This window comes from Streptomyces sp. NPDC107538, assembly GCF_055657445.1.
In genome coordinates, this window is the sequence record NZ_JBVKAY010000003.1 from 411842 (window position 1) to 438513 (window position 26672).

Sequence of the window (26672 nt, forward strand, 5' to 3'; positions counted from 1 at the left end):
GCGTCACCTGCACGCGGCTGGGCGCCAGGTGAGCGTTCCGACGTGCGTGTGGTGCGGCAAGCAGCTCCGATTACCGGAGCGGAGTCCGCAGGGACGCGTCTGTTCCCAGCTGTGCTGCCGCGGGCCGAATGCGGGTCTGCATCCGCTGCGATGTAGTGCGCGTCGTGGCTGCGGTGCTGCCGGAGGGGCCGTTATGCAGCAGTTGCGTAGCTGCAGACCCGTCGCGGCACGAAGAGTGCGGCGTCTGCGAACGCCGGGCGCGCGTCAACCGCCGTCTGACGGACGGTCGGCCGTTGTGCGCGGCCTGCGCACAACGCCCTGCTGAATCCGCAGTTCCTGCGGTCAAGCGGGCCTGGTGGCACGACGGCTTGAGACCGGCCCCTTGTGTGACAGTTGCTATCGCGCTCACCGCCTGCCGCGGGAGTGCGGACTGTGCGGCAGGACAACCGTCATCCATGTCAGAGCACGCAACGGTGCTCCTGAACTATGCCGGTCATGTGCCAAGGGCCCCCTGGCCGTGTGCATCAACTGCTGAAGACTACGGCCCTGTACTGGTCTTCGGGCGGGAGTGCCGCGCTGCAGTTCCTGCCGGTCTCACCCTGTCGTTCCATGCACGCGGTGCGGGCAGCACAAGCGACGCCGGGCTCGATGGCCGTTAGGAGGCGTATGCGCTTCCTGCTACGGCTACATCCGCTCGCACCCGCGTCCGTGCGCGACATGCGGCCGCACCCGACCTTTGATCGGTCCGGGAAACCGAACGTGGTGCCCGCTGCGCCCGCTGCGTGTTGCGTGACCGCCTCGCCACCGAATTCCTCAGCAGCCGCGGCAAAGTGCCCGCAGAAGTCCGGCCGCTGCTTGAGGCGTTGGTGCGCGTCCCCAGAGCGCGTTCGATCCTGGTCTGGCTGGACAAGCCGCGCGGTGGAGCCGCATGTCTGCGTCGCCTGGTCGATGACGATCTCCCGCTCACCCACGAGACGCTTGACTCGGCCGGACCCGGACAGGGGCCGGCGTTGCTGCGAGCCACCCTCGTCCACCTCGGTGTCGTTCCGGCACGCAATGAGCCCCTGGCAGGCTTGCAGCCCTGGCTGGAGCGCACGCTCACGCCACTGCCGGCGCAACACCGCCGCACCCTGCACATCTACGCAGAATGGGCCCTGTTGCGACGGGCCCGACGACGGGCGGCACGAGGGCGCCTCACGCCGGCCAGCGCGGCAGCGGTCCGCAATGCCATTCGCCGCACTGCCGCGTTTCTCACCTGGCTGGACGACCACGACATACCGCTGGCCAGCCTTACTCAAGGCGACATCGACGCGTGGCTGTCTGAGCGCCGGGATCGCCGCCATGTCCGCTTGTTCCTGCGCTGGGCCCACGAGCGTCGTCTCACCGGGCACCTTGAGATCAGCGACCGCCCCCGCGACGAACCCCACTGCTGGTGGAGCGAGTCCGAGCACTGGACGCACCTGCGACGCTGTCTGCATGACGAGGCGCTGCCCCTGGATGTGCGGGTGACCGGGGCCCTCATGCTGCTGTATGGAATGCCGATCACACGAATCGCTGCTCTCACGCGCTCCGACCTCACGGGCGGCACACCTCACCTGCGCATAGGCGAGCACCCCGTGGCGCTGCCGCCCGCCGTCCACCAGCTGCTGCAGCGTCAAGCCGACCACACCGAGCCGATCTCGGCGGTGGGTCGCATCACGCCGCGCCCCGGCTGGCTCCTGCCCGGCTACGCCCCTGGGACTCACCAGTCAGCCCCCGCACTCGCGCGCAAGATGCGTCTCCACTGCTTGCCCGCCCGCCCCAGCCGGAACACCGCTCTGCTCGCACTGGCCGCAGACCTGCCCGCGTCAGTGCTCAGCGACACCCTCGGCATCAGTATCAGCGCAGCCCTGCAGTGGACCCGCCGAGCAGCCCGCGACTGGAACACGTACCTGACCTCGCGATCCGGCCCGAGACCAGCCACAAACTCGGGGACGTCCTGAGTCGGATCCTGAGCTGATCAGCTGTAGATATCGCGCCCAGGCGCACACAGGGGGTTCGTCGCTGCGGCGTCGCGGCGGATGAAGATTGCGGATTCGCCTCCATTGACCGGTATCACCCAGCAGAGCTGATAGTGCTGGCGTAGAACTGCTCTCTTGGTGATCTCGGCGGGAGTGTTGTCCAGGGGCTGACCGGGACGATCGCGCAAGACATTGATCTCACGATGCTGGAGCATGCGCTGTCGGATGACGTCCGGTGACGCCTCGACGCCGTACAACGTTCCGGACGCAGCCGGCGTCTGCTGCAGCGCAATGTCGTCGAGCGGCCCGAAAACAGCGGGCCGGGCAAGTACCCATGCGCGGCGGCGTGCAGGCTGGAAGAGAACCGGTTCGGGGTCTCCCGGGACGGTGACGGTGAGCCCCCAATAGCTCTCCACCGTGTCGGTGCGACTGGCAGCGGAGCGTATCTGCCAGTACCAGGGGCCGAGCGCTGAGAAGAGAGCGAAGGCCACGGCGGCTGTGGCGTACAGCTTGCGCCGCCTGCGCTCTGAAGCCGCCTCCACTCGCAGAATCCGCTGCCAGTGCCGCAGGGCCTGGCCGACGAGGAGAGCCAGGCCGGACATGCAGTACAGGACGTAGCGATCGACGTACCACGGCTGTACGAGGGACACCGTGAGCAGGAATCCGGCAGGGACGATCAGGAGCGGCATGCCGAGCGTCGAAAGCGTTACTGCCCTGGCCGCGCCCGTCTTCTGCCGACGAAGCACGCACCCCAAAGCGGCCGCCACGGCAGCAGGAACCACGAACCCCAGCCAGTCCTGCAGACCCGGTCGGCTCAGCCAGTCCAACTGCGCTGACGCCTGACCGGCACTGACCACAGCCAGCGGCGCCACGGCGCAACCGACGAAGGCGATCATCACCAACCAGCGGCGTCCGAGACGGCGCAGGTGGCCGCCACGCCAGAGCGTCACGGCGTGCGCGAGGATGACCAACAGAGCGAACACATGCAGCCACCCGCCCAGCAACAGCAACCCTGCATACCCGACCCACCAGCGTCGCCGGCCGTCCTGCAGCGCGCGCACGAAGCACCACGTCGCCCATACCACCGCGGCACTCACCAGCGCATAGGAGCGGGCCTCCTGCGCGTAGAACTGCACCTGGGGAACGCACAGGAAAGCAACTCCGGCCAAGAATCCGGTTGCTGGGTCACCGAGCCGGGTCCCGATGGCGTAGACCCCCAACACAGCAGTCACCGTGCCGAGCACCGACAGGACCCGCAATGTCAGGACGCCGTCGTCCCATACCCCAAGTGCAAGATGGGCAAGGAAGTAGTACAGGCCGTGGACGGCATCGATGTTCTGTACCAAGAGCCACATCTCTCCTGGGGTTCGCTTGGCCACGGCATAGCTCACCGTCTCGTCCCGCCAGGACGACGCGTCGCGGTCGAGCTTCCACAGACTCACCAGCGAAGCCAGCAGCACGAGACCGACCGCGAGCAGCTGCCGATACCTGCGGTTCAGCCGATCTTGATCAAGCACCGGATGCCGCAGGTCAGGTGCCCTCCATGTCTCCAGATAGCCGAGCACCGTTGTCACGGGCACCCGGAACAGAGCTGGCGACACGCGCAGGCGCTCACGCTGAGCCCGACAGCTGCCAAGCGCAACTGTCTGCACACGGCCTTCCCCCATTACCAACCTCCGCCATCCCAGACCCAGTTGTACAGATCAAGCTGCAACAGACGGAACATGCCGGGTGCCCGAGGCTCGTGTTGCTGCAGCATCAGGGGTCGGTGGCGGTGGTCTGGGGAAGAGCCATGGACGCCCCCGGCATGAGGATCTTCGCGTCGCCCGCGGAAGAATACCTCGTGGTTGGAATACGTGCCCGGTACCAGCTGGCAATGCCATGAGGCCGACGCAGCTGAGCCATCAGCTTGGGAAGCTGCGGGCATTCGCGGCCGGTTTGTTCCCCGCTCGATCTGGTGCGGATGTGGTGCGGTGCATGCATTTCAGGGGCGGTCCAAGTGGCTGCCGAGTACCCGACTGCTCTGCGCAAGGAACTCATGCATCGCGGCGCGGTAGCGGTCTCGCCGGGACTGATACTCGGCTTCTTCCACGTCGCCTCGTCGCCAGTAGGCTCCAAGTGCTTGGCCGGCGTCGTTGACTTCGCGTAGGGCAGCCAGCAGTCCAGCGTCCTGAGTCAGGATCTGAACCCGCGCAGATGCAAGACGATGACCTGCCAAGTCCCACCCGACCACCCGACTCTCAAGGTTCAGGACGTGCTCCTCCCAGATGCGGTTGAGCAGATCCCCACTTGATGCCGCCACGTGAGCGCACGCGTCCATGAGCAACTCCACGGACTTGGCGCGTGCCTCGCTGCGCTTATTGAGGTACTGCCCAAGCAGTGCGATAGCTGCTCCGGTAACGGTTGCGAGAAGCGTCCCCCATGCGTTCATGCTGACATGCTTCCCACATCATGCTTTCCAACTGTGGTGGTGGGGTGCTGGGCTCGGTTCGAGGGCGGTCACCTGTGCTCATGGGCTGCTGGCCTGCTCGGCGAGCCTGACGGGCGGCCTCCTCTGAACTGCCGTGAACGGTGCTGAACGAGACGGAAACTGAGACGGCGACGCGGGGGAAACTGTTTCACTCCTCACCAGGTGGGATGAGGCGATCGGCGCTCTCAGCGTCGTCCACGTGCCCGTGGGCGTCGACGGTGAGTGGGGTGGCTCGACCGTTGGACGTGACCAGCCATGTGAGCACCTGTTCGGTCAACGGGCCGTTGTCGGGTCCCTCGTCCTTCCAGTACGCGCGCCAGCCGCCTCCTGGGATGGCTGCCACCACTTGGTCGGCCTGCTCCAGGTGGGAGAAGTCCGGATAGTCCGTCACCGGGCGGCGGATGCCGCGTTGGGGATCGACCACGAGCGCGACGCCCGTCGTCTCGTCCCAGGCATCCACTCGCACTGTCCGACCGATCATCGTCACCGTGCCGGTGAAGATCGCGAGCCAGCCTGTCCCGTTGAAGTAACGCATGCGGTCATCGTCTATGACGGCGGCTGGGCTTGACATAGGCGGGACGGACTTCGATGCCCTGACGGGGCTTCAGCTTAAGAACGTGTGACGGCGGACGTTTAGCAGTGTGGCTTTCGGTAGTGACCTCTCCGTCCCGAAGCAACTTGGGTGAGGGCTATTCCTTGGGTTGGTGTGCTGCTCATCTGCGCTGATGGTCCGCACGCGTTCGCGATTGGTCGCCGTCGTCTGCTGGCGTTGTCACGCAGTTAGACACTCAGACGTGTTCGGCTCTGGCGGAGGCCTCGCGCGACCTCAGGCCTTCTCTCCCTGCAGAACGCTTGCGGCAAGATCATCGACGGACCGACGCAGCTCTCGTTCCGACATTGAGTCTCTGGGTCCGAACCGCTCGACGTAGAGCGTTGCTCCGTCACCCACTTCCACGGTGAGCTGAGCCTTCCAAGTATCGCCATACAGGACTTGGCGGGCAGCGGCACGTCCCTCGATCAGCAGTGGCACTGCTTTCTCCGGGATCACGTCTGTTGCATCCACCGTCTGCTGCAAAGACGCTGTAGTGGGATAGAAGGCGACCACAAACCCAGCTGGCTTATCCGCGTCGTCCTCCGTCATCATCAGATAGCAGGAGGCCCCACCCTCCTCCTCGGCCACTGGAGACGCCTCTCTGATGCTGAGCTCCTGCTGCATTGCATCGCTGACGAGCTCGCAGACCGTTGCTTTGCTGACTCCGGCAAGGATTGAAGAGCTTGCAGACGCCGAGGCATTTGTGGCCTCGGAAGCGCGTGCGACGGCATACCCGATGCCAGCGCCAACAACCAGGGAGGCCGCCGCAGTAAGGGCCATGGTGCTTGTCACAGGGCCGCGACTGCGCTTCGTGACGGCCGCAGCTCCCTCTGGGGAAGCCGCAGCCTGATTGCTCTCGGGAGTTGGGGTGTCCTGGCTGACCATGAGAAGAGGATCACATCGGCACTGACGCCGTAGGTGCAGTGATGCCTCATCGTTACGCATGGTCGAACTGGGCTTGTTCCGCATTGATGGACATCCTTCCGGGGCAGGGCCCCTGATCTCGGATGTCCGTCAATGCGGAACAAGCCCAGTCTGTGTCTTTGCTCCGCCTCCCGGCAGGCCTGGTTCGGGTCTGCCGGGAGGCCATGGTGCTGGTCTGCGATGTGGTGTCCTACGCCCGCCCCACGATGTGCGCCATCCCGGGCGAGGTCTGAACCGACTGGCGGCAGTCCGGTGCGGTTGGTGGGGGCGGCTCGCCGTCGAGTGCGCGGCACAAGGCCGCGTGCAGATGCTCCGCCTCGGCAAGCGTGAGCGTCAGTTCGGTGTCCGTCGCGTGGCCGTCAGCCAGGGACAGGCGTAGCGGCACCGCGAGTTGGTTGTCGGTTGTGCGGCGTACGGGGCGGCCCTGGGGGCGCTTGATGGTCCAGGTCATGGCGTTGTTGTCTTTCCGATGTGGGCGAGGCGGTACGTGCCCCAGAGTTGGCGTCCGTCCTCGCAGCCGTCCTGGGCCTTGGGGGTGCCCTTGCAGCCAGCGGCGCACTTACGGGTGTGTTCGAACCACAGGCGGTAGGTGCGGAGCATGGGGATTTCGGTGCGGGGAGGGGGCGGCCGGCGGTTCTGCACGTCGGTCATCCGTACGCCTCCTCTGCCATCCGTGCTGCGGCGCGTGCGTGTTGGCGTACTTCGGGTGGGAGGAGGTAGAGGCCGACCAGGGTGCTGGTGATGTCCTCGGCGGAGACGGCCGGTACGTCGCTGGGAGGCCAGCCGCACGAGGTACGGCGACGGCGTGCGCTCGCGAGGATCGCGGCCCAGATCTCGGGTGCGGGGTTGGGGCGGGGCAGATCTGAGGCTGATGGTGTCGAGGCCAGGGTTGTGGGGGTGCGGATCAGGCCGTGGTTGGGGGCGGGTGGGCCGAAGACGACCCTCCTCACCCACACGAGTGACCGTGATACACAGTTCATCGTCGACTCCGCTGTAGTCGGCCGTGCCCCGGGAGGTAGCCGCCTCGCCGGGGTTTGGCGTTGGTCGGTGCGGAGACCACGGTCTCGTCATCGCGAGACGGGAGGAAAGGAAAGTTCCGGGCGGGCAACTTCAGGCGAGCGGGAAACTTCTCTCTCACGGTGTGCTTCCGCGTCACTACCGTGGGTGGGGTGACCTCGGGGGCCGAGGGCGCATGGGGACGGAGGGTTCATGTCGGCTCAGCATCAGCCGAATCTCACGCTGCGTCGGCTCATGACCGAGTACGGGTTCACCAGGGAGGCTCTCGCGGAGGCGGTGAACGAGGCGGCCGAGCGGACCACCGGCGAGCCCGGCAACTGCAGCGCGCGTCTCGTCGGCTACTGGCTGAGCGGCAGGGTCTCCTGGCTGCGGGAGCGCAGCCGTGTCCCGCTGGAGGCGGTGTTCGGCCGTACCGCCGAAGAACTCGGCTTCCGGGCTCCCGCCTCGCAGGGCGAGGGGGTTACCGTGCGGAGGAGACCCCGCACCCCGCCCCAGGATGTGCCCGTGCGACGCCGTCAGTTCATCATCGGCCTGACCGGAACTCTTCTCGCCCTGCCTCCGCTGCCGGAGTCGGGGAGGCTCGGCGTGAGTGACGTAGACCGTGTCCAGGCAGCCGCCGCGAAGCTCCACCAGATCGACGACCTACGCGGAGGAGGGCAGCTGTCGGACATCGCGGCGAGGTACATCAAGTACGTGGAGGACGCCGCCCGGCGGTGCACGTACGGCGGCAACGTGGAAGCGCGACTTCACCGGGCGCTCGGGGAGATGGCCACCAGCGCGGGGTGGTTCGCGTTCGACGCGGGGCAACAGGAGAAGGCTCGGCGTTGGTGGGATGCCGGGCTGCGCTATGCCCTGTTGGGCCGGGACAAGCCGCTCCAGGCGCGCATCTGGTCTTCGATGTCCCATCAGGCATGGCAGTTGGGACATGGGGGCGAGGCCGTCTCGATCGCTCGGGCGGCTCTGGAGGAGACCAGGGGGCGGCGGGACGGGCAGCTCTCGTCGCTGTTGCATTCCAGGGTGGCCCAGGGGCACGCCTTGCAAGGCGAGTCCGGCTGGTGTGCGCGGTCCCTCTTACGCGTGGAGAAGGACTTCGACCGGGAGCCGGTCGAACCGCAGAGATGGCTGGCCTTCTACAACGCCGGCGAACTGTCGGCCACGGCCGCCCTGTGCTTCGTGGACCTGCGTCAGTACGACAGAGCCGTCGGCGCCGCCCGCGAGTCCCTGCACACCGTGCAGTCGGGCCCGTACCGGCGCAACCAGCTCGCCTCACACGTACGTCTCGGGCGTGCGCTCTCTGCGGCAGGCGAGCTGGAGGAGGCGGTGGCGGTCGGCAACGAAGCGCTCGCGCTCCTGCCGGAGGTGCACAGTCCCCGCATTGGCGGACGCCTGAAGCAGTTGCGGGACGAACTGGTCGACCGCGTCGCACCCGACGCCCTGGAATTCTCCCAACGATACGAGGCGGTGGCCACATGACCGTAGACCTGCTGACGACCAGCTACTACACCGGCGGACGGCTGGCGGAGATCCGCGGCACCCTGCTGGACGTGTACGCCGACGTGTACGCGGAGGACATCGCGACCAATCCGTTCTTCTCGATGGAGCGATTCGAGGAGCGGTTGGAGGGGCATGTCGCGGCCGGTGGGTGGGGGTGTGTCGTCGCTGAGGTCGGTGGTGAAGTGGCCGGCTTCACCTATGGGTTCACGGCTCGCGATGACGGGACGACGTTCAAGTTGTGCGAGAACATGCTGCGCGAGAAGTGGCGTAAGCGGGGGATTTCGCAGGTCATGCATGGTGAGTTGGTGGAGCAGCGGACGGAGGCCCGGGCTGAGTTGCTTGTGCGGCGGGAGCGGCCGCGGTTGCGGGCCATGTATGAGGGCTGGGGGTACGAGCGAGTGGGGGAGAAGCTGCCGTTCCCTGACTCGCCGCTGTACGACGTGATGGTTCTTGCCCTGCGCTGAACCGGGTCGTGGACAGCAGAGCCGCAACGGTCCATTGGTGCACGGCACGTTGGCCTAGTTGGCCTAGGGAGAAGAAGCACGTATGCCGCGAGAGGCCCCGTACCTCGATGTCGCGGACGACCTGCGCCGCCGGGTGAGGGCGGGGGAGTGGGCCGTCGGCGAGCGCCTGCCGTCGCGGGCGCGGCTTGCCGGGGAGTACGGGGTGGGGCGCAATGTGACGCAACGTGCCATGGAACGCCTGATCATCGAGGGTGTTCTGGAGGGGCGGGCCGGTTCCGGGACGTACGTCCGCGCGCCTCGTGAGCGGTTGCGGATGATCCGGTCCAGGCACCGTGAGCATCGGGGCGGTTCGCCGTTCCGTGCCGACATGAAGGAGCAGGGGCGGCGCGGTACTTGGGAGTCGCACAGCCAGGCCCGTGTTCCCGCGCCGGAGCGCATCGCCGAGCGGCTCGCCGTCGATTCGGGTGACCTCTGTGTCGTGACCCGGTACGAGTTCCTCGCCGACGGTCGGTCGGTTCAGCTGTCGGAGTCCTGGGAGCCGATGGCCATCACCGACGGCACGCCCATCGTCCTCCCCGAGATGGGGCCGCTCGCCGGCATGGGGGTCGTGGAGCGGATGCGTTCCATCGGGTTTGTCATTGCAACGGCCGTGGAGGTTCCTCGTCCCGGCCGGGCGACCCAGGAGGAGGCCAACCTGTTGGTATCAGCGTGGGTGAGCTGTTGACCCGTATCGAGCGCACCTACTACGACAGCGACGGTCGCCCCGTCGAGACCGCGGACGTCACCGTGGCGGACGGGCGCTGGGAGATCGCCTACGAGTTTCCGATCGAGCAGCCCGCGACCTGAAGCGAGCAGGGGCGGCTCGGATGCCGGTGGATGCCCGCCCGGGCACCGGGGACGGACCACCCGCGACGAGTCCCAGGGACTTCACCGTGAGCCGCCCGGTCGCACCCGTGCCGACCAGCCAGGGACACGCCGACCAGTCAGGGACACACCGAGCACAGGGACGACACGTAGCAGCTCACCCCGGGACCCGGGACCTGGGCTCGCTGGGCGATGAGGCTGGACGGGTGTAGTTCGGACGTGGCTCCGGTGCCCTCGGCTCGGAGCGTGGCGTCGCCGGGTACACAGGGGCATGCGTCTCGGCGCGGGGCGTGCCGGTGTCCTTCGCGGCCCGGGACCCGACGACTGGAAGAGCACCATGGCAGAGCGCGACCCTCGCAACCGCACCGGCCGGAGCCCGCTACGTCGGGGGTTCCTGACCGCCGTGCTCGCAGTCGGCATGCTGACGGCTTCAGCGGCACCGGGATACGGGACCGACACGGCCGGTCCGGCAGCCGGCCCACAGTTCACGCCGTTGACGGCGGCGGTGATGACCGAACCGACGCCGTTCCAGGCCACGGACGGCAGGACGCACCTCTCGTACGAACTGCTCACCACGAACGCACTGTCCAGCAGTACGCAGGTGCGCCTCGACCGTGTCGAGGTCCGGGACGCCCGCACGCACCGGGTAGTGGGCTCGCTCAGTGGCCAGGCGCTGGCCGATGCCGCCAATCCCGTGGGTGATCCCCTGCCGGGTGCGGACGGGTACACCCCGGCGCCCCCGGGGCCGACGCCGACCGTCATCCCGGGCTCCCAGCAGTGGGTCATCTGGCTCGACCTGGCCCTCGACCGCGGTCAGCATGTGCCCAAGGTCCTCGAACACCGTCTCTCGGGTGCCGTCGTCACCGCCTCCGGCTCCTCCCCGTTCGAGGAGACGGTTCAGGTCACCCCGACCGGCCGCACCGCGCCGCTGAACCTGAACGCGCCGGTACGCCCCGGCACGTGGTACTCCAGCGAGTCGTGCTGCGGGAACACCCACCACCGACGCGGCCTCGGTCCCATCAACGGCCGCTTCTACGTGCCGCAGCGCTTCGCGATCGACTGGTACCGGGTCGGAGAGCAAGGACAGACCTGGGAAGGCGACCCCGCGCGGCTCACCAGTTACCTGACCTACCGGCAGCCGGTCGTCGCCGCTGCCGGCGGCAGAGTGGTGGAGGTCCAGGACGGGATCCCGGACAACACGCCGCCCGTCACGCCGCCGGTCCCGCCCATCGAGGAGACCGTCGGCAACCACGTCACCGTGGAGGTCGCGCCCGGCCGCTACCTGCTCTACGCCCACCTGACGCCCGGCTCGCTCAGGGTCCGGGAAGGCGACCGCGTCGAACCCGGCCGGGTTCTCGGGCTGATCGGCAACAGCGGCAACTCGACCACGCCGCACCTGCACTTCCAGGTGATGACCACGGCCGAGTTCTTCCCGACCGACAGTCCGCCCTTCACCTTCCGGGAGTTCCGCGTCGTCGGGCAGGTCGAGCCTCGCATCTGGGACGACAACCTGGGCCTGCAGCCGACCGGTGTCCTGCCGATCACGCCCTCGCCGTACGAGGGCCTTCACCGTGCGCGGTATCCGCTCGACCGCGAGGTGCTGGAGTTCTGACCGGATTCCGGTCGTGCCGACGGTCGAGCCGACGTCGAGACAACGACGAAGGCCCAGGACGCCGACCTGGGCCTTCTCTCAAGAGCGGATGACGGTCGAGTTCCCGCTGTCCCCGTGGTTCCCCGCAGGATCTGGCACGTGTGTGTCGAGCGGTCCTTCGACCTCCTCCACCAGGTCGGACGCTGCTTCAGAGCGTTGGTACCCTCCGCCTCCAGGGCGAGGCGAGGGAGATGATCGTGGTAGCGGAACCGTCGAGTTCTCCGAGGCGCCGGCTCAGTGGAATTGGCTTCGGCCTCGTCTTCGGCGGGCTGACCGCAGTGGTGACCATTGGTGCGATGGGGAGGGCGTGGGCTGCTTGTGACATTGGAAATGGCGTAACCAATGGCATGGCTTTGCTGTTTCTCGCGCCTCTCATCTGGATCGCCGCCGCGGTTTCTTGGGTGATCCTGCACAGCACCCTCGGACGACGTCATCGCGGAGCGGCCCTGATGACAGGGTTCGTCTTCACCTTGTGGTTCACCTGGTTCCTTGTCACATGGCTCGGGATGCCGGACTCCTACCCCGCCCCGGTGTGCCCGGGCAACGTCCCACCCTGGTGGCCGAGCTTCATCCCGGCATGAGTCAGGCATGACTCCGACATGACTCCGGCCTGGCTTGTGAACCACCTTGGCACCGCAGGTCAGCGACTCAGCACACCTCAGTGCGCTGAGTCGCTGACCTGCTCTTATGTGCAGTTCCTAGTCAACGTGTAGGTCAGAGCCTTGCGATCGTCATGCAGGCTGCTCGATCGGTGGGGACGGGGGGTCAGGAGGGCTTGACCGCCGAGACCCCGGTGGCGGTCACCTTGTTGTCGCACAAGGCCCACCACCCGTCGTTCAGGGCGACCTGGTGCTTCCCGGAGCGCGGCAGCCCGATGACCATCGTCGGATACGCCTTCGGGGTCTTGCCCGACACGCAGTAGCCGTCGCCCTCCCCCTGGACCTGGACGAAGGTCAGCTTCACCCACGCCTTGCCGTGCGGCCGGAGCTTCACGGTGGCTGCCTTGCCCTTGCGGGTGACCTTGAGCGGGGTGTTGTGGGTTGGGGAGCCGTTGCCGGCGCCCGCGACTGCCGGATGGCCCTTCAGGACGCACGTCCTCCCGGAGGCGTTGGTGAACTGCACGACCGCCGCCCCGGTCCCGGTCCCGACGGGCGGGTGGGCGGCCTGCCAGGCGCTGACCCGGAGGGCGGAGGCCGCGCAGGCGGGCGGCGGGGCGGAGGTGGTGGTGCTCGCCGCCATGGCGGTGCCGGGCAGGATGCCGGTCACCGCCGCCGCGACGGCCGTGACCGCCGTCGTCGCCAGAGCCGCCCTGCGAATGCCGTTGCTGTGCCGCATGCTGTCGTCCCCCTGAGTCGCTCGTCCGCGGGCTTCGGTCGTCGGTTGTTGTCCCGCGGTACGCGTGGTCGTGGTCGTCGTACGTGAGTGCAGATAGGACGGGAGAGCGGCAGGGTTCTGTGCGGCGACTACTTGTGACGGAACGGTGACGACAGGTTGTGTCGCTGATCTGCGGGTCAAAGTCCGATGGCGAACGGTCAAGATCCAGTGGCACAGGGCAGCAGCGACAGCGGCAGCGGCAACTCCCTTCCCTTTCCACCCTCGGCTTGAGGCGCCCGGCCCCGCCCCGGCCGGTGAAGCTACGTAAGGGATTACGTAGTCCTACTGGCGCCTTGGGGAGGCGGCGTTGCGAGACTCGCCGCATCGGCTTCCTGGCGGAGGCGTGGGTGTCGCGCCGGTGAGCTTGCTGTCTTCCTGTTGGGCAACTGCCGTCGGCGGTTCAACGGGCGGCATGCGCTGTCTGGTTGATAGAGCCCGGCCGACCATTGGAGAGTTCTGCGTTGGTTTCCAAGACTCGTGTTCTTCTGGGCATGCTCGTGCTCGTGGCGCTGGTCATCGGCGCCATCCTGCTGCTCGTGGCCGTGAAAGCCGATGCCACCTGGTTCACGATCGTTCCTCTCGGCATCCTCGTGGGTGGCTCGACCGTCGCCCAGTCGCTCGGATGGTTCAACAAGAAAGGCCGGTGAGGGTGGGCGTGGGGAACTGCCGTTCCCTGACTGGCTGTTGTGCGGCTTCGTAGGTCCTCGCCCTGCGCTGTAACCCCACATGTCATGCCATACGTGCCGTACCGAGCATCGGAGCTTCAGAACTCCCATCACGCTGACCAGCACGAACCTTGTGACAGGGGCATAGCGGCTGCTTCACTGTGGCGACCTACGGGCCGTGCGGCAGTTTTCGCAGCTCTGCTGCTGTCATGCCGTCGTTGAGGGGGCGTGAGGCATGAAGGATTCAGCGCTGATTACGGTCGGGTTGCCAGTCGCGCTTGCGGTGATCATGTTTGGGCTTGGGCTGTCGCTCACCACGGATGACTTCAGGCGGGTGGGCCGGTCGCCGAAAGCGGTCGTGTTCGCGCTGACCGTGCAGATTGTCGTGTTGCCGCTCGTCGCCTTCGGGCTGGTCACGGCCTTCGACATGGATCCGTTGCTCGCGGTGGGTGTGATGCTGCTGGCCGCGTCGCCCGGCGGTACGACCGCCAATTTGTTCAGCCATCTGTTCCGCGGCGACGTGGCGTTCAACATCACGCTCACCGCGATCAATTCCGTGCTGGCGGCCGTCACCATTCCGCTCATCACCAATCTGGCCATCGGTTACTTCGATGCCGAGGGTGATCTGGGGCTGCAATTCGGCAAGGTGTTGCAAGTCATCGCCATTGTGCTGATACCGGTCGGGATCGGCATGCTCGTGCGGAAGCGGTCCGCGGAATTCGCCTCCCGGGCTGACCGTCCGGTCCGGGTGTTCTCCATCGCCGTCCTCGTCGCCGTGTCGCTGGCGGCGCTGCTGGGCGAGCGGGAGAACCTCGCGGACTACCTTCGCCAAGTCGGCCTGGTCACAGGCCTCTTCTGCCTCGCGAGCCTCAGCATCGGCTACGGCGGTGCCCGCGCCCTTCGCCTCAACGAGCCGCAGGCCGTCGCCAGCGCCATGGAGGTGGGGATCCACAACACGACCGTGGCTCTCACCATCGCGCTGAGCATCCTCGACAGCACCGAGGTGGCCATTCCGAGCGCCGTCTACTCGGTTCTCATGTACGTCCTGGCGACCGCGTTCGGTTACGCCATCACCCGGACCCGCTCGGGGAGCCCCTCGACGACGGGCTGAGCCCCCGGGCCCAGGCGGCATCCGAAGGCGGTCAAAGGCGTTCCAACGCGTTCCAAGGCGTTCCAACTCATACCCGCTACCTCCTTCTTCGCAGGTCAACAAGGGTGGGTCCGTTCCGGGGGCGGGGATGGTCCGGTGGCTGTTGTGGCGGTCCCCGGTGTCACTCGAAGCTCTGGGTGTCGCCCCGGCCGAGGCGCAACGAACCGCCCCGGCCACGGGAGAGCGACGACACCCGCCCGGCACCCGTGTACCGGGACAGCTCTGAGTTGGAGAAGGAAGACGTACACATGGACACCAACACACACGTGAACAGGAAATCCCTCGTACGCCGTCGTCCGGGGCTTCGCGCAACCGCCGTCGGCCTCGTGCTCGCTGTCGGGCTCGGTGTGGTGGCGCAGGGGTCGGCACAGGCGTTCGTCCAGGTCCCCGCGAAGGCGCCCACCACCGCGGCGAAGTCGGTCACCGGTACCGCGAAGTCGACCACCGGTTCCGCGAAGTCGGTCACCGGTACGTCCGGCCAGGCCGTGACCCGGGTCGCCGACTTCTACGGCGCGTACATCGACGCGAAGGGCGACTACACGGACCCGGACGTCACGCTGGCCAAGGCCCTCCGCACGCACTACCTGACGCCCGACTTCGCCAAGCGGCTCGCCGCCTGGGAGAACAAGAACGGGGTGGACGGCGTCCTGCGTGCCCAGAACGTTCCGGCGCGGTGGACGGTGACCGACAACGGCAGCATGGGGCACAGCCACGAGGTCGTGGTCACCCTGACCTACGGCAGCGGGACGACGACGCAGAAGATCAAGCTCTTCGTGCTGGTGGAGCGGTACAACCGCATCTCCGAGATCGGGACCACCAGCGCCGCCGGCTGACGGCGGAGCGACCGCCGGACCCGCCCAGCCCAGCCCAGCCCCGCCCCGCCCAGCCCAGCCCCGCTCAGCCCAGCCCAGCGCACCCGGCCGGGCTGGGCGGGCCCGGGTGGAACCATCCCCGCCCAGTCGACGTGCAGTAACAGCAGGGCCTGGGATGCGGGATCCCGGCGGCGACGGGGGAGTAATGCCGATGCAGGACGATGCCGAGGAGTTCGCGGCGTTGCTGCGTCGGCTGAAGGACCGTACCAGCCGGAGTTACGGCTCCCTGGCCCGCCGCGTCGACATGAACACCTCCACGCTGTACCGGTACTGCGCGGGCGAGGCGGTGCCGCAGGACTTCGCGCCCGTGGAGCGGCTCGCGACCTTCTGCGGTGCCACCGCGCAGGAGCGGCTCGACCTGCACCGACTGTGGCTGTCCGCGGTGGCGGCTCGACAGCGGGTGCGTACGCTCGATGCCCCGGCGGAGGCGACCCCGGCACCCGCCCCAGCTCGCGTCCCCGACCCGGACGACCGCTCCCCCGCTCCAACTCCCCGCCCCTGGTACCGCCGCCCCCGAGTCCTCGCATCCACAGCCGTGGCCTGCGCACTGCTCGCCACCGCCGGCGGCATGGCCGTCCTCCTGCCCGACGACCACCCCTCCGAGGCGACCGCCACCCACCCCGCGAGCCCCCGGACCACCGCCGCCGGCGCACCCGGCCGCTCGACGAAACCGGTGGAACCAGCGGAACCAGCGGAACCGTCGGACACGGACACGTACACGAAACCGGCCCCCGACCTCCCCCTCACCTGGAGCGTCGACCCCCTCGTCTGGGACAAGGGCTGCGACCACGACTACGTCATCCGCAAGCCCCCCGCGGAGGTGCCGCCGCCCCCGCTGGAGCAGGACGCCGGGGTGTGGGCGGCCACGCAGGACGCGGTGCACGGGCGGCGCACGAAGGTGGAGATCTCGGTGCAGGGGCGTTCGTCCACGGCCGTGGTCCTGAAGGCGCTCCGCGTCCGCGTCGTCAGCCGCGGCACCCCGGGCCCCGGGAACGCGTACGCCATGGGCCAGGGCTGCGGCAGCGAGCTCACGCCCCGCCGCTTCACCGTGAACCTCGACGCGGACCGCCCCACCGCCCGCCCGAAGGACGGCGAGGACGGCGCCGACGGCGGACGTGTCATCCCGGCCGTGCACTTCCCCTACCGCGTCTCCGCCGAGGACCCGGAGGTGCTGCTGGTCGACGCGACGACCCAGACGTACGACGCCCGCTGGTACCTCGAACTGGAATGGTCCTCCCAGGGCCGCACCGGAACGATCCGCATCGACGACGACGGCCGCCCGTTCCACACCACCGGCATCAAGGGAATGCCGCACTACTGGTACGGCACGAACGACGCGGGAGAGCGGGGCTGGGTCCCGCTCGACACCTACTAGACCTACTAGACCTACTAGACCTACTAGATCTACTGGATCTACTAGACCTGTTAGCTGGACCTACTGGCCGAAGGCCCGTAACGACGTAACGAGTGGGGGAGAACGCCACGTCATGACCACCATCGCGGTGACCGGGCACCTGGATCTGACCGAGGCCGGCGTGCCCCTGGTGCGGGCGGCGTTGGACGAGCTGCTCAGGCCGTACGCCGAGGGCGGCGGCCCGCTCGTCGGGGTGTCCTGCATCGCCAAGGGGGCCGACACGCTCTTCGCCGAGGCCGTGCTCGCCGCAGGGGGACGGCTGGTCGTCGTCGTGCCCTCCCGCGACTATCGGCGGAGCGTGGTCGAGCCCGAGCACGGTGCCTCCTACGACCTCCTCGTCCAGGCCGCCGAGGAGGTCGTCGCGCTTCCCTACGACACGTCCGACCGGCAGGCGTACGAGGCCGCCAACGCCGTACTGATCGAGCGGGCCGACCGCCTCGTCGCCGTATGGGACGGCGCACCCCCCACCGGCAGGGGAGGCGGCACCGCCGACGCCGTCCTCGAAGCGCGCGCGGCCGGTGTCCCCGTGGACGTGGTGTGGCCGGACGGGGCCGCCCGCCGCGGCTGAACACGGCCGCGACGGCCCTCGTCAGCCACTCCCCGTCAACCGCTCGTCAGGACGACCAGCCGCTGCGTCGCCCTCGTCATCGCCACATAGTGGTCCACCGCCCCCTCGATGCCCTCGCCGTACGTCTCCGGATCGATGAGGACGACGAGGTCGAATTCGAGGCCCTTGGTGAGTTCGGGGGTGAGGGACCGGACGCGGGGGTTCGCGGGGAAGGTGCCCCTGGAGCCCGGGGTCGCGATCACGCACGCGATGCCGTCGTCGCTGGTGGAGAGCCAGGTGTCCAGGGTCGTGGCCAGGTCCGACACCGGGCCGTACGCGACCGGGACGCCGTTGCTGCGGATCGAGGTCGGGACGTTCGCGTCGGGGAGTACGGCGCGGATGACCGGCTCCGCCTCCGTCATGATCTCCTCCGGGGTGCGGTAGTTGATGGTGAGGGAGGACTGGGTCACGCGGTCCAGGCCCACCCGCTTCAGGCGGTCCTGCCACGACTCCGTGAAGCCGTGCCGCGCCTGCGCGCGGTCGCCGACGATCGTGAAGCTGCGGGACGGGCAGCGGAGCAGCAGCATCTGCCACTCGGCGTCGGTCAGTTCCTGGGCCTCGTCCACGACGATGTGGGCGAAGGGGCCGGCCAGGAGGTCCGGCGGGAGGATGGGCAGCTCGGAGTTGTCGACCAGGCTGACCTGGGCGTCCTCGCCGCGGAGCATCGTCACCAGGCCCTCCCCGTCGTCCGCGTCGGCGCCGGAGTTGGAGACCGCCTCGATCAGGTTGTCCACGACCTGGGTCATACGCTCGCGCTGCGCGGCGAGGGTGGCCTCGTGGCGGCGTTTGCGGCGGGCCGTCTCCGGGTCGCCGAGGCGCTGGCGGGCCGCGTCGAGGAGGGGCAGGTCGGACGTCGTCCAGGCCCCCGGCTCGGCGCGCTGGAGGAGTTGGACCTCGTCACGGCTCAACCAGGGGGCGCACAGGCGCAGATACGCCGGTACCGTCCACAGGTCCCCGACCAGGTCCGCCGCCTCCAGCAGGGGCCAGGCGCGGTTGAAGGTCGTGACCAGCTCCCTGTTCTGGAGGAGGGCCTTGCGGAGGAGAGCCGGGGGTACGGCCGTTTCGGAGTCCGGGTCCCCGCCGGGGCCGGCCGCGGCCCCCGCCTCGCGCTCGTACTCGTACCTGTCCGTCAGGATCGTGAGGAGTTCCTCCCAGACCTGGTGACGGGCCTCGTTGTGGGGGGTGCCGGGTTCCGCCGCCTCGAAGGCCGCGGTCCAGTCGGCGGGGGTCAACGGGATGTCGGACCACGGCGTCGTGACCGTCATGCCCTTGGTGGGCGGCTCCTCGTAGAAGCGGACGGCCTTCTCGATCCCGGCCACCAGCGCCGCCGACGCCTTCAGGCGCGCGACCTCCGGGTCCGGCTCCACACCGGCCGCCGCGCCCTCCTCGACCAGGTCGCGCAGGATGCACGTCTGTACGCCGTCCTCGCCGAGGCTCGGAAGGACGTCGGCGACGTAGGAGAGGTACGGGCGGTGGGGGCCGACGAAGAGGACGCCGCCCCGGCGGTGGCCGAGACGGGGGTCGGCGTGGAGGAGGTACGCGGAACGGTGCAGCGCGACGACCGTCTTGCCGGTGCCGGGGCCGCCGTCCACCACCAGAGCGCCCCGTGAACTCGCCCGGATGATCGCGTCCTGGTCGGCCTGGATGGTGCCGAGGACGTCCCGCATACGCTCCGACCGGTTGGTGCCCAGGCTGGCGATGAACGCGGACTGGTCGTCGAGGGCGGCGGTGTGGTGGTCGGTGAGACCGTCGAGTTCGTCGCGGGAGAAGACCTCGTCCCAGTAGTCGCTGATACGGCCGTTCGTCCAGCGGTAGCGGCGGCGGCTGGTGAGGCCCATCGGGTTGGCGTGGGTCGCGCCGAAGAAGGGTTCGGCGGCCGGGGAGCGCCAGTCGATCAGCAGGCGGCGGCCCGTGGCGCTGTCGGTGAGGCCGAGGCGGCCGATGTAGACGGGGTGTTCCGGGTCGTCCGTGGAGACCATGTGGCCGAGGCAGAGGTCCAGCCCGAAGCGGCGCAGGGTGCGCAGGCGGGCGGTCAGACGGTGGATCTCCGTGTCGCGGTCCATCGCGTGCCGGCCCAGGCCGCCGGGGGCCCTGCGGGCGGCGTCCAGTTGGGCCGACACCTCGGCGATCGAGTCTTCGAGGCACTGGGCGAGCGCCGCGAAGTGCCGCTCGTCGGCGGCGATCAGGGCCGGGTCGGCCTTGGCGGAGAGGCGGTCGGGGAGGGCGAAGGCGGTGCCGGAGGTGGTGGGGTCGGTGGGGGGCGTGGGGGTGTTGGGGTTGGTGGCCGGGGGGTTCATCTCACGGGCTCCGAACGTCGTCTTCTGCATGGTCCGCACACTTCCGGGTCGCTGCGTTTCCGGCTTGCTGAGTTTCCGGGTCGCAGCGAACGCCTCCGGGTTGCTACGAGGTGTAAGAGGTATCCGAGGTGAACGAGGTGCGCTGGGTGTCCTGAGTGTCCTGAGTGTGCTGGGTGTGCTGGGTGTGCGGGGCGTACTCGTCGAAGAGCCGCCGCGCCGCCCTCGCCGCCCCGTCCGGCAGGACGAGTCCCGCCACCTCGGCCGCCCGTTCCCGGGTCTCCGGCGCCAGCGCCACCTTCAGCGCAGCCGACAGGGACTCGAACGTCGGGGTCGGGCCGTCGTGGGCCACGCCGATGCCCAGCTCGGCGACCCGGTTCGCGAAGTACGGCTGGTCCCCGCCCTGGGGCACCACCACCTGGGGTGCGCCCGCCCAGGTCGCCGTGGTCGTCGTACCCGCGCCGCCGTGGTGGACGACGGCGGCGACGCGGCGGAAGAGGGCGTGGTGGTTGGCCTCGCCGACGACGAAACAGTCGCCGCGGTCGTCGACGACACCCAGCTCGGCCCAGCCCCGGGAGACGATCGCCCGGCGGCCGTGCGCGCGGACGACCTCGACGCACGCCCGGGCGACCTCCCCCGAGCCACCGATCGCGATGCTCCCGAAGCCGACGTACACGGGCGGCGCCCCGGCATCCAGGAACGCCGCCAGCCCGTCCGAAAGCGGGCGCTCGTCCGGCACGATCCACGTACCGGTCTGCACGACGTCGAGATCGGACTGCTCCCACCCTGAAGGCCCCCGATCCGACGGCCCCCGATCCGACGGCCCCCGATCCGACGGCTCGCGGTCCGACGGCTCCCGCCACGGATCCAGCACCGGATCCGTCGCCAGCCACGGCCGCCGCGTGAAGACATGGTCGCGCAGCCCCGTCCCCGTCCCCGTCCCCGTCCCGCTGCCCTCCCCGTCCCCTGGTCCCTCCAGCGGCCGCAGCCCCACCTCCACCCGATGCTCCGCATACACCCCGCCGAACAGTTCGTCCGCGCTCCACGCGTCGAACTCCCACAGCGCCCGGTTGTCGGTCATGTCCGCCGGGAACGGGTGCCCCGGTCGCTGCATCGGCGGATGGTGCGGCGACGGCAGCGACACGGACTGGAAGCTGGCGTAGACGTACGGGATGTCGAACTTCTCGGCCACCGAGCGGACGCAGGCCGCGGCCGGGAGCAGGCCCGTCGCCACCAGGACGTCGCAGCCCTCCGCCGCCTCCGCGACCGTGTCGAACTCCGCGAGCAGCTCGGCCGCGCGCCGAGGCACACCCCCCGGCCCCGGGGGTGTCGCCCCGGTCATCAGCGCGCGCACCGGACGCCCGAACGGCACCAGCGGTACGCCCACATCGGACAGCCGCCGCGCGAACTCCTCGTCCGGCGGCGCGCACACCCGCACCTCCGCGCCGAGTTCCCGCAGCCGGACGGCAAGTCCGACCAGCGGCTCGACGCCCCCGCGCGAGTCGTAGTTCGCCAACAGCACACGCATCAAAGCGCCCCCGGATTTCATTCACATCGACATCGACATCGACATCGGCTCAGTGCTCAGGTCGAGGATTCTGCGGTACGACGGGGGCCTTGCCGCAAGCCCCCAGGTGCGCTATACGTTGAGACAGGCAAGGAGAGGACTTACCTCCTTGCTCTTTTTTGTGCGCGCGCTCGTTCACATCCTCAGATGATCTTCAGCGGGATACCCCAGACCGCCCCTCCAGTTCATCCATGTGAACGCAATCTGCGTCGGATCTATTGACGTGTCCAAGTCATCCCTCGACACTCGCCCACAGAGAAAGCGCTTTCTCCATCGGATCGTTCTGGACTGGACCCTCATCCCTGGAGACCGACGATGCAATCGATCCACGCCAGACCCACGATCGCCACCGCGAGCGCCGCGCTGCTCGCCGGCCTGCTCGTCGCGTGGTCCGGTACGGCCGCGCAGGCCGCGACCACGCGCTACGAGGCCGAGACCGCGCCCGCCGTCTGCACCGGCACGATCGACTCCGACTGGACCGGCTACTCGGGCAGCGGATTCTGCAACGGCACCAACGCCGCCGGCGCGTACGCCCAGTTCACCGTGACCGCACCCGCATCGGGCACGGCGACCCTGTTCGTCCGCTTCGCCAACGGCACCACCGCCGCACGGGCCGCGACCGTCACCGTGAACGGGACGACCGCCGCGACCACTTCCTTCGAGACCACCGGCACCTGGACGGCGTGGACGACGAAGACGCTGACCGTGCCCGTCACCTCGGGCAGCAACGTCATCCGGATCAACCCCACCGCCGCCACCGGACTGCCCAACATCGACCACCTCGACGCGAACGTCCCCGACGGCTCCACCACACCCCCGCCGTCGAGCTCCGCGCTGTACGTCTCCCCGACCGGGACCGACGGCGCGGCCGGTACCGTCTCCGCCCCCACCACCCTCACCTCGGCCATCAGCCGGATCACGGCCGGGGGCACCATCTACCTGCGCGGCGGCACGTACGCCCACGCCTCCACCGTCACCATCCCGGTCGGCAGCTCCGCCACCGCCGCCGCCCGGACCACCCTGACCGCCTACCCGGGCGAGACCCCGGTCCTCAACTTCTCGGCACAGAGCGAGAGTTCGTCGAACCGCGGCCTCCAGCTCAACGCCTCGTACTGGCACGTCAAGGGCCTCGTCGTCGAGCGGGCCGGGGACAACGGCATCTACGTCGGCGGCAGCAACAACGTCATCGAGCGCACGGTGACCCGCTTCAACCGTGACACCGGGCTCCAGCTCGGCCGTATCGCCTCCACCTCGCCCAGCAGCGAGTGGCCCGCCAACAACCTCATCCTCAGCGCCGAGTCGCACGACAACGCCGACTCCGACGGCGAGGACGCGGACGGCTTCGCGGCGAAGCTGACGACCGGGCCCGGGAACGTGTTCCGGTACGCCGTCGCCCACAACAACATCGACGACGGCTGGGACCTCTACACCAAGCCGGACACCGGCCCCATCGGTCCGGTGACCATCGAGGACTCCCTCGCCTACGAGAACGGCACCCTCAGCGACGGCTCGCAGGCCGGCAACGGCGACCGCAACGGCTACAAGCTCGGCGGCGACGACATCGCCGTCAACCACATCGTGCGGCGCAGCATCGCCTACGACAACGGCAAGCACGGTTTCACGTGGAACAGCAACCCGGGCACGATGGCCGTCTCGGGCAACGTGAGCATCGACAACACCGAGCGGAACTTCAACTTCGACGGCGGTACGTCGGTGTTCCGCGACAACACGTCGTGCCGGAGCGGCAGTGGCACGAACGACCGGATCATCGGCAGCTCCGACAGCTCCAACCAGTTCTGGTCCGGGACGAACGGGTCCCGCTGCTCCTCGTACTCCGGTGGCCTGAACTGGTCCTTCGCCAGTGACGGCAGACTGAACGTCAGCTTCGGCTGACGGACCCGCGTGCCGTACCGGTCCCCCCGGTCCCCTCGGCGAAGGCCGTCACGGCACGCGCGTACGCCTCCGGGTGGGTCACGTGCGGGATGTGGCCCGCGCCCTCGAAGGTGTGGGTCGCCGCCCGGGGGAGGGCCTCGACGAGGCGGGCGGTGATCGGGGCGAACCACGGCAGGCCGGCCGTGCCGCTGGTGAGGAGCGCCGGCCCGGTGTAGGCGGCGAGGCGGGGGAGGTCCAGGTCGGCCCAGTGGGGGTCGCCGTGTTCGTCGAGGAACGTCGGGGCGTTGGCCAGGAAGGTCTGCTGGACCGGGGGCGGTAGCCCGTCCCAGGTGCCGGGGCCCAGGGCGATCTCGTCGGTGAACTGGCGGGCCGCGGCCGGGAAGTCGTCCGCGCGGAGGTGGGCGAGGACGGAGGCGAACTTCCCGGCGATGTCCGTCAGGAGCGGGCGCGGGTCGGGGGCGGCGGACGCGCCACCCCCCGCGTCGCTCGCGCCACCCCCGGCGTCGCTCGCGGCCGGTGGCTCGTCGCCCACGATGCCCGTCAGCGGGGGGTCGTGGGCGACCAGGCCCAGGAACAGGTCGGGGCGGTGGGTCGCGAGGCCCAGCGTGGTGGAGGCGCCGAAGGAGTTGCCCGCGACGTACGCCGGGGCGAAGTCGAGCATCTCCATCAGCGCGGCCAGGTCCTCCTCGTCCTCACGTCGGGTGCCCTGTCCCGGTGGGCGTTCGCTGCGGCTGTGGCCGCGGCGGTCGTAGACCAGGACGCGGAACCGTTCGGTGAGGGCGGGGAGGGCCGGGATCCAGTTGTGGTGGTCGCCCCAGGAACCGTGCACCAGGACCAGCGGGTCACCGGAGCTGGGCCCGGCCGTCTTGTAGAACAGCTCGACGCCGTTCGCCTTGGCCCAAGGCATGGGGGTCTCCTCGTCCGCCGGGTCGGTGGCCGCCACCGTCCGGTGGTGCCGTGGACCTCAACGAGGCGTCGTACCCGTGGGTTGTGCGGGCGCCCGGCGCGGCGCGGCTTCAGCCCTGCGGCTCGCTGATGTTGACCATCCACGGGACGCCGAAGCGGTCGGTACACATACCGAAGACATCGCCCCACATCTGCTTGTCGAGCGGGACGGAGACGGTGCCGCCCGCGGAGAGCTTCTCCCAGTAGCCGCGCAGCTCGGACTCGTCGTCACCGCTGAGGCTGACGGAGAAGCCGCCGCCGGGCCGGTACTCCATGCCGGGCGGGGTGTCGGCGCCCATGAGGGTGAAGCCGTTCGGCGCCTCCAGCATGCCGTGCATGATCTGGTCGGCCTCCGGGGCGTCCGGCTGGCCGAAGCTGCCGAAGGTGTTCAGTGCCAGCTCGCCGCCGAAGACCTCCTTGTAGAACTCCAGCGCCTGCCGGGCGTCGCCGTCGAAATTGAGGTAGGGGTTGAGTCGCGAGACCATGAGAACCTCCCTGAAACGGACAAACGGGCATACGGTCAGTTGTCCCGGAGACTAGCCCCCGGCACTGACAACGGCATGCCGGGAGCGGTGACCAGGAAGCCTCGGGGCGCGGTGCCGCGGGACCCCGGCCGGCAGCGCCGCGCCCGCGCCATCGCCCGCGAACCGCTCACCCCCTCCGAGTCGGCCACGCGGAGCGGGATGCCCCTGCCCCAGCTCTCCCGTCCCCCGGCACCACGCCCGGCTGCGCGGCGCCCACCTCGTCACGGTCCAGACCCACCCCAGGTTGCCTCTCAGGGCCGCCGGAGGGCTGGTCTTTCAGGCCCGCAGGGGCCTGGTCTTTTAGGGGCGCGGGGAACTGCGCGAGAAGCCCCACCGGACCCGCACCCGCCACCACACCCGCATCCCCGAGCTGTGAGGCGCCCCCGGTGCCCCGACCAGGCGTGGCCGCCGTCACAAACGGAAGACAGCGCGTCAAGTCTTCACAAAGTACCCATCGGTAGGGGGAGTCGTGGCTGTTACTTTCGCTTTCAAGATTTCCTCACCCCCCACCGAGGCCCTCCCATGCCCAGCCCCACCCCCTCCCCGCGCGCGACCGGCCGGCACCGCAAGGCCAAGGCCCCGAACCCGGCGCTCCGGCGGGCGGCCGTACTCGCGGTGGTGACCCCCGTCGCCGGGACGATCCTGGCCGGGACGTCCGCCTTCGCCGCCGACAAGACCACCGACAAGACGGCCGGCAAGGCCACCGCGAAGGCCGGTGCCACCGAACTCGACGCCGCCGAGCAGAAGATCGCGAACGACCTCGACACCCGTAGCCAGGACGCCCGTCTCGGCAGCACGCTCAGCGGGGTCGTCATCGACGCCAAGTCCGACAAGGTGGTGTGGGGTCACAACGCCGACACCGCGCTGATGGCCGCCTCGAACACGAAGCTCGCCACCTCCACCGCCGCGCTGACCGTGCTCGGCCCGGACCACCGGCTCACCACGAAGGTCGTGTACGGCGACGGCACGCTCACCCTCGTCGGCGGCGGCGACCGCACGCTGACCACGGACGACCTGGACGCGCTCGCCAAGACCGCCGTCGCCGGGCTGAAGAGCGCCGGGCTCACCTCGGTGAAGGTCCGGATCGACGACAGCCTCTTCCCCGAGCCGACGCTCGCCAACGGCTGGAACACCGGCTACTACCCCGACTCCGTCGCCCCCGTACGCGCGTTGGTCGTCGACTCCCACAACGTCGACGACACCTCCCTCGACGCGGGCGGCGTCTTCGCGAAGCTCCTCGCCGAGCGCGGGGTCACGGTCGACGGGGGCGTCACGCGCGGGGTCGTCGGCAAGGGCGACGTGCCCGTCGCCACGCACACCTCCGACAAGCTGTCCACGATCGTCAAGCAGATGCTCAAGGTCAGCGACAACGACATCGCCGAGTCCCTGCTGCGGCTCACCGCGCTCGGCGCCGGCCGCTCCGCCACCTTCGAGGACGGGACCGCCGTCGTCCGCGACGTCCTCACCCGGTACGGCGTCTCCCTCGACAACTTCGCGATGTACGACGGCAGCGGACTGTCCCGCACGACCCGCATCCCGGCGAGGACCATCGCCGACATCGTCGACCTGGCCGCCGACCCCCGGCACGCGCAGACGCTGAAGTACATCGTCGACGGGCTGCCCGTCTCCGGTGAGGCCGGTGCCACGCTGGGCCCGGAGTTCGGGCGCTTCGACACCGCCGACTCCAGCTGCGCCGTCGGCCAGGTCAAGGCCAAGACCGGCACCCTCACCGGCGCCGTAGCGCTCAGCGGTCTCACCAAGGCGCAGGACGGGCGGTGGAAGGTGTTCTCCTTCATCGAGAACGACTCCACCGCCGGACCGTCCGACATCAAGGACGCGCTCGACGGCCTGGCCGCCACGGTGAACGGCTGCTGGATTTAGGAGGGTGCTG

The 26672-nt window shown here is 69.1% G+C and carries 25 protein-coding genes and 1 pseudogene; 13 read left to right on the top strand and 13 right to left on the bottom strand.

Going from position 1 to position 26672, the window contains the following annotated elements:
• Positions 1–782: 782 nt before the first annotated feature.
• Positions 783–1982 carry a hypothetical protein gene (locus ACZ7MG_RS12340; RefSeq protein ID WP_471382103.1) on the top strand — a complete coding sequence of 400 codons (1200 nt, stop codon included), beginning with the start codon at positions 783–785 and terminating at the stop codon, positions 1980–1982.
• A 17-nt stretch (positions 1983–1999) separates the two neighbouring features.
• Here the strand turns inward: ACZ7MG_RS12340 and ACZ7MG_RS12345 are convergent, their stop codons facing one another.
• From ACZ7MG_RS12345 to ACZ7MG_RS12375, 7 genes are all read right to left on the bottom strand, one after another.
• Positions 2000–3652, bottom strand: coding sequence for a glycosyltransferase family 39 protein (locus ACZ7MG_RS12345; protein WP_471382100.1), 1653 nt, complete (start codon positions 3650–3652; stop codon positions 2000–2002).
• A gap of 332 nt (positions 3653–3984) precedes the next feature.
• Positions 3985–4431, bottom strand: coding sequence for a hypothetical protein (locus tag ACZ7MG_RS12350; protein ID WP_365216260.1), 447 nt, complete (start codon positions 4429–4431; stop codon positions 3985–3987).
• 187 nt (positions 4432–4618) lie between these two features.
• Positions 4619–5005: a hypothetical protein gene (locus ACZ7MG_RS12355; RefSeq protein ID WP_471382097.1), complete on the bottom strand. Its 387-nt coding sequence runs from the start codon at positions 5003–5005 to the stop codon at positions 4619–4621.
• A gap of 291 nt (positions 5006–5296) precedes the next feature.
• On the bottom strand, positions 5297–5947 hold the full coding sequence (locus ACZ7MG_RS12360; RefSeq protein WP_471382094.1) for a hypothetical protein: 651 nt from the start codon (positions 5945–5947) through the stop codon (positions 5297–5299).
• Positions 5948–6176: 229 nt separating this feature from the next.
• Complete coding sequence (locus ACZ7MG_RS12365) at positions 6177–6437, bottom strand: hypothetical protein (RefSeq protein WP_471382091.1); 261 nt, start codon at positions 6435–6437, stop codon at positions 6177–6179.
• Positions 6434–6637 carry a hypothetical protein gene (locus ACZ7MG_RS12370; RefSeq protein WP_471382088.1) on the bottom strand — a complete coding sequence of 68 codons (204 nt, stop codon included), beginning with the start codon at positions 6635–6637 and terminating at the stop codon, positions 6434–6436. Before ACZ7MG_RS12370 ends, ACZ7MG_RS12365 begins: the two co-directional genes overlap by 4 nt.
• Positions 6634–6936, bottom strand: coding sequence for a hypothetical protein (locus ACZ7MG_RS12375; protein WP_471382086.1), 303 nt, complete (start codon positions 6934–6936; stop codon positions 6634–6636). Before ACZ7MG_RS12375 ends, ACZ7MG_RS12370 begins: the two co-directional genes overlap by 4 nt.
• A 259-nt stretch (positions 6937–7195) precedes the next feature.
• Here ACZ7MG_RS12375 and ACZ7MG_RS12380 point away from each other — a divergent pair, with 259 nt between their 5' ends.
• From ACZ7MG_RS12380 to ACZ7MG_RS12400, 5 genes and pseudogenes are all read left to right on the top strand, one after another.
• On the top strand, positions 7196–8476 hold the full coding sequence (locus ACZ7MG_RS12380; RefSeq protein ID WP_471382084.1) for a hypothetical protein: 1281 nt from the start codon (positions 7196–7198) through the stop codon (positions 8474–8476).
• Complete coding sequence (locus ACZ7MG_RS12385; RefSeq protein WP_471382082.1) at positions 8473–8961, top strand: GNAT family N-acetyltransferase; 489 nt, start codon at positions 8473–8475, stop codon at positions 8959–8961. The genes ACZ7MG_RS12380 and ACZ7MG_RS12385 overlap by 4 nt, the downstream gene beginning before the upstream one ends.
• An 82-nt stretch (positions 8962–9043) precedes the next feature.
• Positions 9044–9807 (top strand): annotated as a pseudogene (locus tag ACZ7MG_RS12390) (GntR family transcriptional regulator).
• A 526-nt stretch (positions 9808–10333) separates the two neighbouring features.
• The gene (locus ACZ7MG_RS12395) at positions 10334–11437 is read left to right on the top strand and encodes a M23 family metallopeptidase (RefSeq protein WP_471382080.1); all 1104 of its coding nucleotides are present in this window, start codon (positions 10334–10336) and stop codon (positions 11435–11437) included.
• Between the two features lie 230 nt (positions 11438–11667).
• Positions 11668–12057: a hypothetical protein gene (locus ACZ7MG_RS12400; RefSeq protein WP_471382077.1), complete on the top strand. Its 390-nt coding sequence runs from the start codon at positions 11668–11670 to the stop codon at positions 12055–12057.
• Between the two features lie 184 nt (positions 12058–12241).
• On the opposite strand, the gene ACZ7MG_RS12405 is transcribed toward ACZ7MG_RS12400, so the two are convergent.
• Positions 12242–12811 carry a DUF4232 domain-containing protein gene (locus ACZ7MG_RS12405; protein ID WP_471382075.1) on the bottom strand — a complete coding sequence of 190 codons (570 nt, stop codon included), beginning with the start codon at positions 12809–12811 and terminating at the stop codon, positions 12242–12244.
• Between the two features lie 530 nt (positions 12812–13341).
• Here ACZ7MG_RS12405 and ACZ7MG_RS12410 point away from each other — a divergent pair.
• Entirely contained in the window at positions 13342–13497 is a 156-nt protein-coding gene (locus tag ACZ7MG_RS12410) for a hypothetical protein (protein WP_471382072.1), read from the top strand.
• 253 nt (positions 13498–13750) lie between these two features.
• Positions 13751–14626 (top strand): bile acid:sodium symporter family protein, encoded by an 876-nt coding sequence (locus tag ACZ7MG_RS12415; protein WP_471382070.1) that lies wholly within the window; start codon positions 13751–13753, stop codon positions 14624–14626.
• A 160-nt stretch (positions 14627–14786) separates the two neighbouring features.
• Here the strand turns inward: ACZ7MG_RS12415 and ACZ7MG_RS12420 are convergent, their stop codons facing one another.
• Positions 14787–14915: a hypothetical protein gene (locus ACZ7MG_RS12420; protein WP_471382067.1), complete on the bottom strand. Its 129-nt coding sequence runs from the start codon at positions 14913–14915 to the stop codon at positions 14787–14789.
• Here ACZ7MG_RS12420 and ACZ7MG_RS12425 point away from each other — a divergent pair.
• The 3 genes from ACZ7MG_RS12425 (at position 14914) to ACZ7MG_RS12435 (ending at position 17519) form a co-directional block, all read left to right on the top strand.
• Positions 14914–15498 carry a hypothetical protein gene (locus tag ACZ7MG_RS12425; RefSeq protein ID WP_471382065.1) on the top strand — a complete coding sequence of 195 codons (585 nt, stop codon included), beginning with the start codon at positions 14914–14916 and terminating at the stop codon, positions 15496–15498. The two genes, ACZ7MG_RS12420 and ACZ7MG_RS12425, sit on opposite strands and share 2 nt — an antisense overlap.
• Positions 15499–15682: 184 nt before the next feature.
• Entirely contained in the window at positions 15683–16912 is a 1230-nt protein-coding gene (locus tag ACZ7MG_RS12430; protein WP_471382064.1) for a helix-turn-helix domain-containing protein, read from the top strand.
• 112 nt (positions 16913–17024) lie between these two features.
• Positions 17025–17519, top strand: a complete 495-nt coding sequence (locus ACZ7MG_RS12435; RefSeq protein WP_471382061.1) for a hypothetical protein — start codon at positions 17025–17027, stop codon at positions 17517–17519.
• A 35-nt stretch (positions 17520–17554) separates the two neighbouring features.
• Here ACZ7MG_RS12435 and helR read toward each other — a convergent pair whose 3' ends face one another.
• Complete coding sequence (gene helR, locus ACZ7MG_RS12440; RefSeq protein ID WP_471382946.1) at positions 17555–19855, bottom strand: RNA polymerase recycling motor ATPase HelR; 2301 nt, start codon at positions 19853–19855, stop codon at positions 17555–17557.
• A 103-nt stretch (positions 19856–19958) separates the two neighbouring features.
• Positions 19959–21380, bottom strand: a complete 1422-nt coding sequence (locus ACZ7MG_RS12445; protein ID WP_471382059.1) for a glycosyltransferase — start codon at positions 21378–21380, stop codon at positions 19959–19961.
• Positions 21381–21734: 354 nt separating this feature from the next.
• Between ACZ7MG_RS12445 and ACZ7MG_RS12450 the strand changes: the two genes are divergently transcribed.
• Positions 21735–23312, top strand: a complete 1578-nt coding sequence (locus tag ACZ7MG_RS12450; protein WP_471382056.1) for a carbohydrate-binding protein — start codon at positions 21735–21737, stop codon at positions 23310–23312.
• Here ACZ7MG_RS12450 and ACZ7MG_RS12455 read toward each other — a convergent pair.
• Both ACZ7MG_RS12455 and ACZ7MG_RS12460 read right to left on the bottom strand, forming a co-directional pair.
• Positions 23299–24255 carry an alpha/beta fold hydrolase gene (locus tag ACZ7MG_RS12455; protein ID WP_471382053.1) on the bottom strand — a complete coding sequence of 319 codons (957 nt, stop codon included), beginning with the start codon at positions 24253–24255 and terminating at the stop codon, positions 23299–23301. The two genes, ACZ7MG_RS12450 and ACZ7MG_RS12455, sit on opposite strands and share 14 nt — an antisense overlap.
• 73 nt (positions 24256–24328) lie before the next feature.
• Positions 24329–24742 carry a VOC family protein gene (locus ACZ7MG_RS12460; RefSeq protein WP_471382051.1) on the bottom strand — a complete coding sequence of 138 codons (414 nt, stop codon included), beginning with the start codon at positions 24740–24742 and terminating at the stop codon, positions 24329–24331.
• A gap of 561 nt (positions 24743–25303) precedes the next feature.
• On the opposite strand from ACZ7MG_RS12460, the gene dacB reads away from it, so the two are divergent.
• Positions 25304–26662: a D-alanyl-D-alanine carboxypeptidase/D-alanyl-D-alanine endopeptidase gene (dacB, locus tag ACZ7MG_RS12465; RefSeq protein ID WP_471382048.1), complete on the top strand. Its 1359-nt coding sequence runs from the start codon at positions 25304–25306 to the stop codon at positions 26660–26662.
• Positions 26663–26672 lie beyond the last annotated feature (10 nt).

Coding starts and splice junctions, on each gene's coding strand:
- ACZ7MG_RS12350 (WP_365216260.1), bottom strand. CDS start 4,431: ATGAACGCATGGGGGACGCTTCTCGCAACCGTTACCGGAGCAGCTATC.
- ACZ7MG_RS12355 (WP_471382097.1), bottom strand. CDS start 5,005: ATGCGTTACTTCAACGGGACAGGCTGGCTCGCGATCTTCACCGGCACG.
- ACZ7MG_RS12360 (WP_471382094.1), bottom strand. CDS start 5,947: ATGGTCAGCCAGGACACCCCAACTCCCGAGAGCAATCAGGCTGCGGCT.
- ACZ7MG_RS12365 (WP_471382091.1), bottom strand. CDS start 6,437: ATGACCTGGACCATCAAGCGCCCCCAGGGCCGCCCCGTACGCCGCACA.
- ACZ7MG_RS12370 (WP_471382088.1), bottom strand. CDS start 6,637: ATGACCGACGTGCAGAACCGCCGGCCGCCCCCTCCCCGCACCGAAATC.
- ACZ7MG_RS12380 (WP_471382084.1), top strand. CDS start 7,196: ATGTCGGCTCAGCATCAGCCGAATCTCACGCTGCGTCGGCTCATGACC.
- ACZ7MG_RS12385 (WP_471382082.1), top strand. CDS start 8,473: ATGACCGTAGACCTGCTGACGACCAGCTACTACACCGGCGGACGGCTG.
- ACZ7MG_RS12395 (WP_471382080.1), top strand. CDS start 10,334: ATGACCGAACCGACGCCGTTCCAGGCCACGGACGGCAGGACGCACCTC.
- ACZ7MG_RS12400 (WP_471382077.1), top strand. CDS start 11,668: ATGATCGTGGTAGCGGAACCGTCGAGTTCTCCGAGGCGCCGGCTCAGT.
- ACZ7MG_RS12405 (WP_471382075.1), bottom strand. CDS start 12,811: ATGCGGCACAGCAACGGCATTCGCAGGGCGGCTCTGGCGACGACGGCG.
- ACZ7MG_RS12410 (WP_471382072.1), top strand. CDS start 13,342: ATGCTCGTGCTCGTGGCGCTGGTCATCGGCGCCATCCTGCTGCTCGTG.
- ACZ7MG_RS12415 (WP_471382070.1), top strand. CDS start 13,751: ATGAAGGATTCAGCGCTGATTACGGTCGGGTTGCCAGTCGCGCTTGCG.
- ACZ7MG_RS12425 (WP_471382065.1), top strand. CDS start 14,914: ATGGACACCAACACACACGTGAACAGGAAATCCCTCGTACGCCGTCGT.
- ACZ7MG_RS12420 (WP_471382067.1), bottom strand. CDS start 14,915: ATGTGTACGTCTTCCTTCTCCAACTCAGAGCTGTCCCGGTACACGGGT.
- ACZ7MG_RS12430 (WP_471382064.1), top strand. CDS start 15,683: ATGCCGATGCAGGACGATGCCGAGGAGTTCGCGGCGTTGCTGCGTCGG.
- ACZ7MG_RS12435 (WP_471382061.1), top strand. CDS start 17,025: ATGACCACCATCGCGGTGACCGGGCACCTGGATCTGACCGAGGCCGGC.
- helR (WP_471382946.1), bottom strand. CDS start 19,855: ATGAACCCCCCGGCCACCAACCCCAACACCCCCACGCCCCCCACCGAC.
- ACZ7MG_RS12445 (WP_471382059.1), bottom strand. CDS start 21,380: ATGCGTGTGCTGTTGGCGAACTACGACTCGCGCGGGGGCGTCGAGCCG.
- ACZ7MG_RS12450 (WP_471382056.1), top strand. CDS start 21,735: ATGCAATCGATCCACGCCAGACCCACGATCGCCACCGCGAGCGCCGCG.
- ACZ7MG_RS12460 (WP_471382051.1), bottom strand. CDS start 24,742: ATGGTCTCGCGACTCAACCCCTACCTCAATTTCGACGGCGACGCCCGG.
- dacB (WP_471382048.1), top strand. CDS start 25,304: ATGCCCAGCCCCACCCCCTCCCCGCGCGCGACCGGCCGGCACCGCAAG.